Origin of the sequence: Pantoea sp. MBD-2R, from assembly GCF_039134845.1 — a bacterium.
Lineage (GTDB): Bacteria > Pseudomonadota > Gammaproteobacteria > Enterobacterales > Enterobacteriaceae > Erwinia.
Genome location: NZ_CP152417.1, coordinates 1228650 through 1241217, shown reverse-complemented (window position 1 = coordinate 1241217; position 12568 = coordinate 1228650). Strand labels below are relative to the sequence as shown.

At 49.6% G+C, this 12568-nt stretch carries 13 protein-coding genes and 1 tRNA gene; 8 read left to right on the top strand and 6 right to left on the bottom strand.

What is annotated here, in order from left to right; translation table 11 throughout:
- Window positions 1-88: 88 nt before the first annotated feature.
- The gene (locus AAGQ96_RS05690; RefSeq protein ID WP_342755044.1) at window positions 89-1198 is read right to left on the bottom strand and encodes an S-(hydroxymethyl)glutathione dehydrogenase/class III alcohol dehydrogenase; all 1110 of its coding nucleotides are present in this window, start codon (window positions 1196-1198) and stop codon (window positions 89-91) included.
- 357 nt (window positions 1199-1555) lie between these two features.
- A complete protein-coding gene (locus AAGQ96_RS05685; RefSeq protein WP_147196125.1) occupies window positions 1556-1831 on the bottom strand; it encodes a metal/formaldehyde-sensitive transcriptional repressor in 276 nt (91 codons plus the stop codon).
- Window positions 1832-2339: 508 nt separating this feature from the next.
- On the opposite strand from AAGQ96_RS05685, the gene AAGQ96_RS05680 reads away from it, so the two are divergent.
- The gene (locus tag AAGQ96_RS05680; protein ID WP_147196123.1) at window positions 2340-2660 is read left to right on the top strand and encodes a hypothetical protein; all 321 of its coding nucleotides are present in this window, start codon (window positions 2340-2342) and stop codon (window positions 2658-2660) included.
- Window positions 2661-2881: 221 nt separating this feature from the next.
- Here AAGQ96_RS05680 and AAGQ96_RS05675 read toward each other — a convergent pair whose 3' ends face one another.
- Both AAGQ96_RS05675 and AAGQ96_RS05670 read right to left on the bottom strand, forming a co-directional pair.
- Window positions 2882-3949 (bottom strand): mechanosensitive ion channel domain-containing protein, encoded by a 1068-nt coding sequence (locus AAGQ96_RS05675; RefSeq protein WP_174822377.1) that lies wholly within the window; start codon window positions 3947-3949, stop codon window positions 2882-2884.
- A 682-nt stretch (window positions 3950-4631) separates the two neighbouring features.
- Window positions 4632-4708 (bottom strand) — tRNA-Arg (locus AAGQ96_RS05670).
- Window positions 4709-4890: 182 nt separating this feature from the next.
- Between AAGQ96_RS05670 and folD the strand changes: the two genes are divergently transcribed.
- Window positions 4891-5757, top strand: a complete 867-nt coding sequence (gene folD / locus AAGQ96_RS05665) for a bifunctional methylenetetrahydrofolate dehydrogenase/methenyltetrahydrofolate cyclohydrolase FolD (protein WP_147195918.1) — start codon at window positions 4891-4893, stop codon at window positions 5755-5757.
- Complete coding sequence (gene ybcJ, locus AAGQ96_RS05660; RefSeq protein WP_147195915.1) at window positions 5757-5969, top strand: ribosome-associated protein YbcJ; 213 nt, start codon at window positions 5757-5759, stop codon at window positions 5967-5969. Before folD ends, ybcJ begins: the two co-directional genes overlap by 1 nt.
- A gap of 105 nt (window positions 5970-6074) precedes the next feature.
- Here the strand turns inward: ybcJ and cysS are convergent, their stop codons facing one another.
- On the bottom strand, window positions 6075-7463 hold the full coding sequence (cysS, locus tag AAGQ96_RS05655; protein WP_342755043.1) for a cysteine--tRNA ligase: 1389 nt from the start codon (window positions 7461-7463) through the stop codon (window positions 6075-6077).
- A gap of 233 nt (window positions 7464-7696) precedes the next feature.
- On the opposite strand from cysS, the gene ppiB reads away from it, so the two are divergent.
- The 5 genes from ppiB to AAGQ96_RS05630 all read left to right on the top strand — a co-directional run bounded on the left by ppiB (window position 7697) and on the right by AAGQ96_RS05630 (window position 11838).
- On the top strand, window positions 7697-8191 hold the full coding sequence (ppiB, locus tag AAGQ96_RS05650) for a peptidylprolyl isomerase B (protein ID WP_147195910.1): 495 nt from the start codon (window positions 7697-7699) through the stop codon (window positions 8189-8191).
- Complete coding sequence (gene lpxH, locus AAGQ96_RS05645) at window positions 8191-8916, top strand: UDP-2,3-diacylglucosamine diphosphatase (protein WP_147195908.1); 726 nt, start codon at window positions 8191-8193, stop codon at window positions 8914-8916. The genes ppiB and lpxH overlap by 1 nt, the downstream gene beginning before the upstream one ends.
- Before the next feature lie 146 nt (window positions 8917-9062).
- Complete coding sequence (gene purE, locus AAGQ96_RS05640) at window positions 9063-9572, top strand: 5-(carboxyamino)imidazole ribonucleotide mutase (RefSeq protein ID WP_342755042.1); 510 nt, start codon at window positions 9063-9065, stop codon at window positions 9570-9572.
- Window positions 9569-10648, top strand: coding sequence for a 5-(carboxyamino)imidazole ribonucleotide synthase (gene purK / locus AAGQ96_RS05635; protein WP_342755041.1), 1080 nt, complete (start codon window positions 9569-9571; stop codon window positions 10646-10648). The genes purE and purK overlap by 4 nt, the downstream gene beginning before the upstream one ends.
- Before the next feature lie 446 nt (window positions 10649-11094).
- Window positions 11095-11838 (top strand): LuxR family transcriptional regulator, encoded by a 744-nt coding sequence (locus AAGQ96_RS05630; protein WP_147200537.1) that lies wholly within the window; start codon window positions 11095-11097, stop codon window positions 11836-11838.
- Here the strand turns inward: AAGQ96_RS05630 and AAGQ96_RS05625 are convergent.
- Window positions 11800-12381, bottom strand: a complete 582-nt coding sequence (locus AAGQ96_RS05625; RefSeq protein ID WP_254446311.1) for an acyl-homoserine-lactone synthase — start codon at window positions 12379-12381, stop codon at window positions 11800-11802. The two genes, AAGQ96_RS05630 and AAGQ96_RS05625, sit on opposite strands and share 39 nt — an antisense overlap.
- Between the last annotated feature and the right edge of the window lie 187 nt (window positions 12382-12568).

Genomic DNA, 12568 nt, shown 5'->3' with positions numbered 1-12568 from the left:
AGCCCCGTCTGGGCCGTCCATGGCCCAGGGCGCTTTGTTCCAGGCCAGCATTCCTCATGCTTTAGGTTTGTCAGCAGTCTGACTCCCCTCAATAATGAATAACGGAACGAATAGATTTTCCTTCATGCATTAAATCGAAGGCTTCGTTAATTTTGTCCAGCGTCATGGTATGAGTGACAAAAGGCTCCAGCTCAATTTTTCCTTTCATGGCGTCTTCCACCATGCCCGGCAGCTGGCTACGGCCTTTTACGCCACCGAATGCAGAACCTTTCCACTGCCGTCCTGTCACCAGCTGGAAGGGACGGGTCGCAATTTCCTGCCCCGCGCCTGCCACACCGATAATGATTGACTGGCCCCAGCCACGGTGAGCACTTTCCAGCGCCGCACGCATCACATTGACGTTACCGATACACTCAAAAGAGTGATCCACGCCCCAGCCGGTCATTTCAACAATCACTTCCTGAATCGGCCTGTCGTGATCTTTTGGATTGACGAAGTCTGTCGCGCCGAACTTCTTCGCCAGTTCAAATTTAGCCGGATTGGTATCGATAGCGATAATGCGCCCCGCTTTTGCCTGACGTGCGCCCTGAATCGCCGCCAGACCGATGCCGCCTAAACCAAAAATCGCCACCGAGTCGCCTTCCTGAACGTTAGCGGTGTTGTGAACCGCACCAATTCCGGTGGTCACGCCGCAGCCAAGCAGGCAAACATGTTCGTGATTGGCTTCAGGATTGATTTTGGCCAGCGACACTTCCGCTACTACAGTGTACTCACTAAAGGTTGAACAGCCCATGTAGTGATAAATTGGCTGGCCATTGTAGGAGAAACGCGTGGAGCCATCTGGCATTACGCCTTTTCCCTGCGTCGCACGGACAGCGGTACACAGGTTGGTTTTGCCTGATTTACAGAAAAGGCACTCGCCACATTCCGCGGTGTAAAGAGGAATAACATGATCGCCAGCCTGTACGCTGGTCACGCCTTCGCCAACTTCTACCACCACGCCAGCCCCTTCGTGACCCAACACAACCGGAAAAAGCCCTTCCGGATCGTCGCCCGATAAGGTAAAGGCATCGGTATGGCAGACGCCGGTATGGCTGATTTTGATTAACACCTCACCGGCGCGAGGGGGTGCAACGTCTAATTCGACAATCTGCAAAGGTTGACCGGGACCAAATGCAACAGCAGCACGGGATTTCATAACATGTTCTCCAGGAGGGGAATATTCACGCCAGAGCCCTTCTCTGACGGCTGACCTCAGTAAAACCTGGCGGTCATTTAGTGGGGGGGACTATACCGAATATACCCCCCTGGGGTATATATGTTTACGGAATTTTTTGCGCTGTATTCGCCAACATTATGCCTGCTGGCACTTTTATCCGCACATATCTGGCAGGGGGTATTCTGTTAATACGTTGATAAATAGTTAAATAAAAGAAAAACCAGCGCGTAGAGGCGGTTTAAATGAGGGCTGTTTGACCGAGTTGGTCGGGACGTCGCGAAGATGCAAAATCGCGGCTGAGTGCATATCGACGACGCGCTCAAATTTGCTATGGGATCATTTCATATAAGAACGCATCAGACCAAGAAATTCGGCAATTTGTTTTTCGGACAGACTTTGTTCACCCGTCTGACCAAGAAATTCTTCGCGAACGTAGCTTTCCAGAATCTCAGACATCAGGCCGCTCAATGCGCCTTTCGCTGAAGCGATCTGCTGCAAAATCGGCGCGCAGTCGGCCCCCGCTTCGAGAGAACGCTGTATTCCTTCACATTGACCCTGGATACGTTTGATACGGTTAAGCGCTTTTTTCTTGTCTTCGGCTGAGTGCGGCATAAAACCTCGTTATTCAATCTTATTAATGTTTTCTCATGATAATCTGAAGCGCTGGCGACCGGGCAACCACGTTTAAGCTGCAAAAACAGCAAACGGCGATTGTTTTTTTTGGAATTTTTTAACGCCCCGTGCGGTTCGATCGGCTCCCTGCCAGCGGCCAACATTCTGCCAGATTTTCCCCGGATAACAAATTTCAGGCGAAAAATACCGCCTTTTAACCCACCCCAGGACTTGTCTTAGTCTGGCACTGTCATGCTTTTTTGTGATCTATGTTAAGAAATAAAGGTAATTTTACTTTACTGTGGACGATGTTCTACAAAAGATAACTTCTGTTTTACTTTGCCCGCGTCCCCCCGCGGGCCTTTTTTATGCTTTCTGGTTTTATGCTCATTTCTTCCTGAAAAAAATGGGGATCTCGCCTCTTTGCCGGAGGAACATTCCGGCTAACCGGTTCTCATGTCATCAACTGCTCTCCATTTTTGGGTGAGCAGAACAGAAGGTGCATACCATGTCACGTTCAGTCAGGCTTATCGCTCGCAATCAGCAAGGTCTTTCTCGCTGGAACTGGAACTGGGACGCCATTAATAAACGATCGGCCGTTATCATTACCGCCGCGGAGTGGGCAGCAGGTACCGACCCTACCGATTCAACCGGCAGACCGCATTTAGGGGATGCGATAATTTACGTGACCAATATCGGGCCGCACGATCCCGAAGGCGGTCCCGGCGGCGTTGAATTTTATCTGCACGTCGACTGGAAAACACCGTTACACGTCCAAATTACCATTACGGTTCTCGATCAGGTTGAAGACGTTCGGGTTGTAGGTTGACGCGCTAAGTCAGGCAAATGGCCAGATTGCTCGGTTCGGTGCGATCTCAGCGCCATTCATGCGCATTCACGCAAAGAGCCAGGCAGGAAAATTGCCTGGCTCTGTAAACCGGTACGATAACGGCGTTACTTCGCGCGTCTTCATCTCCATCGGGTAGTCCCGCCATGGCACTTCCTGTTACCCGACTGGCTAAATACCTCTAACTTACTGAATTTTATCAACTATAAACTGCCAGGATCGGTCAGCGTCGCCCTTACGTGAGGAAGACTCTGGGGATAATTTTGCTGAATAAACTCAATCATTTTTTCCCGCACGTGACAGCGTAAATCCCAGGCCGTTGGGGAATTCTGTGCAGTCATTAATAATCTGATAGTCATGGTTTTTTCAGTAGTATCAGTTACCTGGAGCACCTGAGTCTCCTGGTCCCAAAGTTTTGTTTCACTGAGTACTTTTTCAAAATGCTTACGCAAAGGCTCGAGTGGCATTGAATAATCGAGGTAAAGAAAAACCGAGCCTAATATTTGTGCGTTATTGCGCGTCCAGTTCTGGAAGGCATTTTCTGTAAAATAGGTAATGGGCAGAACCAGTCTGCGCAGATCCCAGATACGCACAACGACATAAGTCAGGTTTATCTCCTCAATCCAACCCCATTCCTTTTCAACGACAACAGCATCATCGATTTTTATGGGCTGCGTGAACGCTATCTGAATTCCGGCAAACAAATTGACAAGCGACTTTTGAAGGGCAAACCCAATTATTATTCCGGCAACTCCGGCACCGGCCAGAATGGTAGTACCGAATTTTCGAACACCAGGGAAACTCAGTAAAATCAGAGAAACACAGAATGTCACGAGAACGACGATAACGACTTTTTTCACATACATTATCTGGGTGCGGACTTTGCGGGCACGAAGATTATTTGAAAGATTAATATCGTAGCGTATAAAAAGCATATCCTGCGCTACATTAGTTAAGCGAATTAAAATTGAGCAAAATGATAATATAATAAATATATTAACGGTCGTTGTAATAAAATCTAAAAAGTCTGGCTTGATGTTAATATAATTAGCCCCTACATTTATTAACAGTAAGGGGATGAAAAGAAACATTGATCCACGAAGATGCTTTTCAAGTGATTTGAACAGCTTTCGGTCACGATTTTGCCAGTAGCGGATGAACCTGAGAAGGATAAATCGGGCCAGAGAACCCACTAAGAATGAGAGAGTGATGAGCAATACGGCAGGCACCCACGGTGGAGCGCCAGATAACTCACTAAATATCAATGGCATCATTTTCCCTTATGTTCAGCTAACAACCTTTAGTTGTCAGATAAGTCAAAAAAAGCAGTAACCATTCTCTTAGCGGTCATCTGCGGATTAGCTGATTAACAAATATTAGTATATGAAAAATTTAGCAATCTGACCTCCCAGAGACTAAAAAACCTCAGCCTGTTTTAGCAACCTGTTCCTGCATGCACCAGGTTAAGGTGTTATTCTGTTTACCCGTTTTGCTTTTTCAACGTGTTATGCTCGCCAGAAGTCTGGCCACAGCATTTTTCCAGGCGCGATAAATCAAAATCCGATCATATCAAGCTAGCGGAAGTTTCAGCTGCTGTGAAAAAGAATCCTGTCGCGCCGAAAACAACTCCCGAAAAAACGCTGAGATATATAAGATAAATTTATGCTATTAACGATGCGCCTACAGGTCTTCTGTATTCTCCTACATTGAATGAAGATTAAGTGAATAAAAATGAATATTACTTATTCTCTCGTTGTCCTTGTAAAAGAATTATGGGTGTCTGAGGCAAACAGGAAGGGATGACAAGCACATGTTTGTTCACGCTGAAGCTGCATAGCGGCACGGAAGCGACAAGTACGTGAAATTGACTCGCTTTTGGGGAGTAACGACACAAATCTGTCCCATGGGGAAAATCTGAAGGTTGGGAAAAGCGGGTAATGTATTGAAAAGTAATGGTACGCCCTACAGGATTCGAACCTGTGACCTACGGCTTAGAAGGCCGGTGCTCTATCCAACTGAGCTAAGGGCGCATTGGGAACTGGGTCGAATTATACGGTGCGAAGCGGTCGAGTCAACGATTTTGCTTACCAGGTCATTCTATTGCTGCACTATTAAGCAGCCAGCGCCGAATCTGTGCCTGACAGCGGCGTCCGCTTCTGACAAAATAGACTGCATACTCCGTTTCAACTAACCCAGATGGATCCCCTCTCTGATGGCAGCAAAGATTATAGACGGTAAAACGATTGCGCAGCAGGTGCGCCTTGAGGTTGCCGGGAAAGTGCAGCAGCGTTTGGCAGCGGGTAAACGCGCCCCCGGCCTGGCGGTAGTGTTAGTGGGTGAAAACCCGGCTTCGCAGATTTATGTTGGCAGTAAGCGCCGTGCCTGTGAAGAAGTCGGCTTTATCTCCCGCTCATATGATTTACCCGCGTCGACCAGCGAAGCAGAACTGCTGGAGCTGATTGACAAGCTGAATAACGATGGCGCAATCGATGGCATTCTGGTTCAGCTGCCGCTTCCGGCAGGTATTGATAACGTTAAAGTGCTGGAGCGTATCGCGCCATCGAAAGATGTCGACGGTTTCCATCCTTATAACGTGGGTCGCCTTTGCCAGCGCGCGCCTAAACTGCGTCCGTGCACACCTCGCGGCATCGTTACGCTGCTCGAGCGTTATAATATTGACACCTTCGGCCTGAACGCCGTGGTGGTTGGCGCATCAAATATCGTGGGCCGCCCAATGAGCATGGAACTGCTGCTGGCAGGTTGCACAACAACGGTGACGCACCGTTTTACCAAAGATCTGCGTCATCATATTGAGCATGCCGACCTGCTGGTGGTTGCAGTAGGTAAGCCTAACTTTATTCCTGGCGACTGGATTAAGCCTGGCGCAATCGTGATTGATGTGGGTATTAACCGTCTGGAAAGCGGTAAAGTGGTCGGCGACGTAGATTTTGCTGCAGCTTCCGAGCGGGCAGCTTATATTACGCCGGTTCCAGGCGGCGTTGGCCCAATGACCGTGGCGACGCTGATTCAGAATACCCTGCAAGCCTGCGAAGAATTTCATGATGGAGCAGTACAATAATGGCAACTTTTTCTTTGGGTAAACATGCCCACGTCGATTTATGCGATCTGCTGAAGCTGGAAGGTTGGGTAGAAAGCGGCGGCGCGGCGAAAGACGCAATCGCGGACGGCCAGGTAACGGTGGACGGTAAAGTGGAAACCCGTAAGCGCTGCAAAATCGTTGCGGGTCAAACCGTTAACTTTGATGGCAACAGCATCACCGTCGCTGAATAAAGCCAGAGGCAGGCTGCACTTTGATGGCTGCGCCGTCAGTAAATAAAAGTGCGACGCCAGCGCTAAAATAATTCAGGAGCCACTCGGCTCCTGAAATTTTTTGGCTTATTTACGACGCCAGCTGGTCCCCTGTGGACCGTCTTCAAGTACGATCCCCATCTCGACCAGCTTGTCGCGCGCAAGATCCGCCTGAGCCCAGTTTTTCTCTTTACGCGCATCCAGGCGCATTTTAATCAGCGCTTCGATTTCAGCGACCTCATCATCATTCCCCTGCGCGCCGCTTTGCAGGAACTGCTCAGGATCCTGTTCCAGCAGACCCAGCACGCCAGCCAGCTGACGCAGTTTCGCCGCGAGGCCGTTGGCCGCCGCCCTGTCTTCCGTTTTCAGCCGGTTCACTTCGCGAGCCATATCAAACAGCGCAGAGTAAGCTTCCGGCGTGTTGAAGTCGTCGTCCATCGCCTCACGGAAACGCGTTTCAAACGCTTCGCCGCCAGTGGCTTCTGCATTGGCGTCCGTATTACGCAGCGCAGTATAGAGACGCTCCAGCGCAGAACGCGCCTGCTTCAGGTTATCTTCACCGTAGTTCAGCTGGCTACGATAGTGCCCGGACATCAGGAAATAACGCACGGTTTCCGCGTCGAAATATTCCAGTACATCACGCACGGTAAAGAAGTTGTTCAGCGATTTAGACATCTTCTCACGGTCAACCATCACCATGCCGGAGTGCATCCAGTAATTGACGTAAGGGCCATCGTGCGCACAGGAAGACTGCGCGATTTCGTTTTCATGATGGGGGAACATCAAATCAGAACCGCCGCCGTGAATATCGAAATGCTCACCCAGCTGCTTGCAGTTCATCGCTGAACATTCAATATGCCAGCCCGGACGGCCCGCGCCCCACGGCGATGGCCAGCTCGGCTCATCGGCTTTCGACATCTTCCACAGCACGAAGTCCATTGGATTGCGTTTCACGTCTGCCGCCACTTCCACGCGCGCACCCGCCTGAAGCTGTTCAAGATCCTGGCGCGACAGCAAACCGTAATCGGGATCGCTGGCAACAGAAAACATCACGTCGCCGTTGCTGGCGACATACGCATGATCGCGATCGATCAGCTTAGCCACCAGTTCAATGATTTCACTGATATGGCGCGTAGCACGAGGTTCCAGGTCCGGCGGCAGAATATTCAGCGCAGCGAAATCCGCATGCATTTCGGCAATCATTCGGTTGGTCAGTGCTTCAACGCTTTCGCCATTTTCATTGGCACGTTTGATGATCTTATCGTCGATATCAGTGATATTACGCACATATTTCAGCGAATATCCCAGGTAACGCAGGTAACGCGCCACGACGTCAAAAGCCACAAAAGTACGTCCATGGCCGATGTGACAAAGGTCGTAAACGGTAATGCCACACACGTACATGCCAATACTGCCAGCATGAATAGGTTTAAATTCCTCTTTTTGACGACTCAGGGTATTAAAAATCTTAAGCATTGAGACATTCCGTTTTTAGCGTGTGCGACGTTAGCGAGTGAAACTCATATTCTGCCGTATTGTTAACGTAACCGCCACGCAAAGCAAGGCTATGCCTGCCTCCGTTTATGCGGCGATACTGACTCGTCATCACTTTTTGTGATATAAAAGCCCTCTATCTATAGCGGTCGTGCGCCTGCGTGAGCGCCGACGGCGACGCAATCTAAACCCTTCAACCTTGACAGGATGAGAATATGGTCACTTTCCAGACTAACCATGGCGATATCGTTATCAAAACTTTTGATGATAAAGCGCCAGCCACTGTTAAAAACTTCCTGGATTACTGCCGTGAAGGTTTCTACGACAACACCATTTTCCACCGTGTGATCAACGGCTTTATGATCCAGGGCGGCGGCTTTGAGCCGGGCATGGCGCAGAAAGCAACGAAAGAAGAGATCCGTAACGAAGCGAACAATGGCCTGAAGAACACCAAAGGCACGCTGGCGATGGCCCGTACTCAGGCGCCTCACTCTGCAACTGCACAGTTCTTCATTAACGTAGCCGACAACGACTTCCTGAATTTCCGTGACGAAAGCCTGCAAGGCTGGGGTTACTGCGTGTTCGCAGAAGTTGTGGAAGGCATGGACGTGGTTGAGAAGATCAAAGCCGTGGCAACAGGCCGCAGCGGCATGCATCAGGACGTGCCAAAAGATGACGTTGTGATCCAGAAAGTCACCGTCAGCGAATAATGTCTCACACGCTGTTTATCGCAGATTTGCATCTGTGTGCAGAAGAACCGGCAATTACTGCCGGTTTTCTTGCTTTTTTACGGCGTGATGCGCGGCAGGCCGAGGCGTTATATATTCTCGGCGATCTGTTTGAAGCCTGGATCGGCGATGACGATCCCGATCCGCTTCACGCTGAAATAGCCGCCGCATTACGTGAATTACAGCCGCTCAACATCCCCTGTTATTTTATCCACGGCAACCGTGATTTTTTGCTGGGCAAACGCTTTGCCGCCGCCAGCGGGATGACGCTGCTGCCGGAAGAGCAGGTGCTGGAAATCCACGGACAACGGATTTTGATCATGCATGGCGATACGCTTTGTACCGACGACGAAGGCTATCAGCGCTTCCGTCGCAAAGTACATCAGCCCTGGCTGCAAAAACTGTTTCTTTTATTGCCTCTGTTTATTCGTCAACGCATTGCGCTAAAAATGCGGGCGGGCAGCAAGCAGGCTAACAGCAGCAAAGATTTCACTATTATGGATGTCAATGCCGCCGCCGTTCAGGACACCATGGCTCGCCATCAGGTACGCTGCCTGATCCACGGCCATACCCATCGCCCGGCGGTTCATCAGCTTAGGGTTGATAACCAGCCAGCAGAACGCATTGTGCTCGGTGCCTGGCATAGTGAAGGGTCGATGATTCGGGTCAGTGAGAACGAAACCCGACTGATTTCCTTTCCCTTCTGAGCCGGCGAAAAGTCGTTATAAGCCGCGTTTAAGGCCAGAGCAAACGTTTTCCTGGCCCCACAGTCATGATATTCTCTTTCTCCTTCCCATCTGGCGGCCAGCAGGCTGGCAGATGACGTATGTACAATCACAGGAGTCAGACCCGCATGTCTTCCAACGCCGCACCGGCCCGCATTGCTATTGTTATGGGATCCAAAAGTGACTGGGCAACCCTGCAATTTGCCGCGGAAATTCTCACCAGCCTGGCTGTTCCTTTTCATTGCGAAGTGGTTTCAGCGCACCGTACGCCGGATAAGCTGTTTAGCTTTGCCGAGCAGGCCGCAGAGAACGGCTTCGACGTGATTATCGCAGGTGCCGGCGGCGCAGCGCATCTGCCGGGCATGCTGGCCGCCAAAACGCTGGTGCCGGTACTGGGCGTGCCGGTACAGAGCGCAGCGCTAAGCGGCGTCGACAGCCTGTATTCTATCGTGCAAATGCCACGCGGCATTCCGGTAGGCACACTGGCAATTGGTAAGGCGGGCGCGGCTAATGCAGCCCTGCTGGCGGCACAAATCCTGGCGCTGCACGATGCAGATCTGGCAGGTCGGTTGGCGAACTGGCGTCAGGCACAGACCGATGACGTGTTGAATAACCCGGATCCGCGGGAGGAAGCATGAAGCCGGTTTGCGTATTAGGAAATGGCCAGCTGGGCCGGATGCTGCGCCAGGCGGGTGAGCCGCTGGGTATCGCCGTTTATCCTGTCGGCCTGGATGCCGAGCCGGAAGCCCTCCCCATTCAGCAGAGCGTAATCACAGCAGAAATCGAGCGCTGGCCTGAAACCGCGCTGACCCGCGAGCTGGCAAGCCACACCGCCTTTGTTAACCGCGATATCTTCCCCCGTCTGGCCGACCGCCTGACGCAAAAGCAGCTGCTGGATCGGTTAGGACTTGCTACCGCGCCATGGCAACTGCTGGCCGACGGAGCAGAATGGCCGCAGGTTTTTGCCCGCCTGGGCGAACTGGCTATCGTTAAGCGCCGCACCGGCGGCTACGATGGCCGGGGACAATGGCGACTGCGTGCGCATGAGACCGATTCCCTCCCTGCTGATTGCTATGGCGAATGCATTGTAGAGCAGGGAATTAACTTCTCTGGCGAGGTGTCGCTGGTAGGTGCACGCGGGCACGATGGCAGCACCGTGTTTTATCCGCTGACGCACAACTTGCATCAGGATGGCATTCTGCGTACCAGTGTTGTGCTGCCAGAAGCCGATGCTGCGCGACAGAAGCAAGCTGAAAGTATGCTTTCGGCCATTATGCACGAGCTGAACTACGTCGGCGTGATGGCGATGGAATGTTTCGTTGTGCCAGAAGGCTTACTCATCAACGAACTGGCACCGCGGGTACACAACAGCGGGCACTGGACGCAAAACGGCGCTTCCATCAGCCAGTTTGAGCTGCATCTGCGCGCTATTCTCGATCTGCCTCTGCCGAAACCTGTGGTGAGCACGCCCTCAGTAATGGTGAATTTGATTGGTACCGCATTTAACGTGGCATGGCTCAATCAGCCGTTGGTACGCCCTCACTGGTATGAGAAAGAGGTTCGTCCTGGCCGTAAGGTAGGCCACCTGAATCTTAATGATGTCAGCGTCGATGCCCTACAAGCTGCGCTGAACGATTTAGTCCCGCTGCTGCCGACAGATTATGCCAGCGGTATAGCCTGGGCAATCACTCATCTGAAAAAGGACAGTGCTTAACTGTACTTAAGTATGGCTATCATTTCTGGAGTGAAAGTCGTATTGTATCGGCGAACACAATAAGAAATACATAGTACTATTAAGTAATTAGAAGTTTTGTTTGCCAACACCAAGGGAACCAGCTCCAGGCAGTAAGGATAATTACGTTAGATTTTTTCACCATTAACGTTGTTTCCGCCAGGAACTGGTTATCCCTGCTCTCCGCATCTTCTCTCTTTCCTCACCTTTTCAGGTGCTGCTTCACGTCGATCTTTACCTAAACCGCAAACCGCATTCGCATTCGCATTCGCATTCGCATTTTACTGCCGGCTATTATTTGAACTTTCAGAGCAGATTTGACTCAAATTGACAAGTTTTAGTGATGTGTAGCCATAGGCTTGGTTTGCAAAGCATGGTAGAGTCAGGGATTGACGATGGAAGCCTCACTTTCTCAGGGAGATAATGACATGTCTAAATTGTTTTTTGGTAATATGTTGATCAATTCCTCCATACAGGATTACCTGGAGAGAAAACTGCTGCAATTTAATAATATTAAATACGCCTATGCGATCATGAGTAAGCGCAATCCGGCTGATTTTTGTATTATTTCAAATCGGCAGGAATGGTTTGAAGTTTATAAGGAAAATAACTTCCAGTTTATCGACCCTGTGTTAATAACAGCGCTTTATCGCGTCTCTCCCTTCTCATGGGATGAGAATATTATGCTGAACAAAGGCGTTAAGGTTCCTAAGCTGTTTGATATGGCACGCAATCATAACATCATTAATGGCTATACCTTTACGCTGCACGATCAGAATAACAATCTTGTTGTCCTGTCAATTATGATGGATGAGCATTGTGATGATAACATTGAAGAAATAATTCAGAATAACAAAGATAAACTTCAGATGTTGTTAATTACCACACATGAAAAAATGACCACGCTGTATCAGGAGCAATCCCGGAAGTCAGAATTTGAAGAAATGAATACCCGCGAGATATTTTCAAAACGTGAAAATGAAATTATCTACTGGGCCAGCGTTGGCAAATCTTATCAGGAAATTGCATTGATACTGGGAATAAAGTTGACTACCGTAAAATACCATATTGGTAACGCGGTGAAGAAGCTTGGCGTTACCAATATGAAGCATGCCATCAGGCTCAGTATTGAACTACAGCTTATCAGGCCGGTTCTCACTGACGGGGATTGACAGTGGCCAGGCATCCAGCTTGATATTTAACCCGGGTGCCTTTAGTTTTACCCGCTCAATCAACGTGCGCTGATTATCATCGTCAATTGGCATAAAGATGAGCCAGATACTTTCCTGCTTTTCAGAAACCCCCTGTTTTACCACAGAAATATCCCAGCCCGACTGCCTGAAAATGCGATACATCGGATTACTGACAACCGCATAAATCCCTTCATATTTGTAATGACGTGCATAGTTGATCATTGAAAGAAAAAGCAGAGCGCTCACCGGTTGCTGGCGTAACTCAAGTGCGTTAACCCGCTCTTTATCTATAAATAATCGGCTGGCCTCAACATAATTACCCTCAGGCAGTTCAACGTTATCGAACCAGGATTTGAATGTACCGGTAATCATATTGGGATATTTAATTTCTATAAAACGAAGACTGCAAACGCAACGCTCGTGGTAGACGCCAAAGATGTAGGCGGTATGATGATTATCGTATTCATCAAACTCCATATTGTTTTCACTTTTCACCATCCAGTTAAGGCGATCTTTAAACACTTTTTTTCTTAACGTAAAAAGTTCATTTGATTTCAATTCAGTGAGGAAACGATATTTTATATCCAGCAAATCTAACATTTAAGATATTTCCCTGTTATACGTTATACAACACCTTTATCATTAGCCCGCCAGAAAATACACCAATCCTGAATGAATTCTTTTCAACCTGAGCTTCCTGGCGGTAATG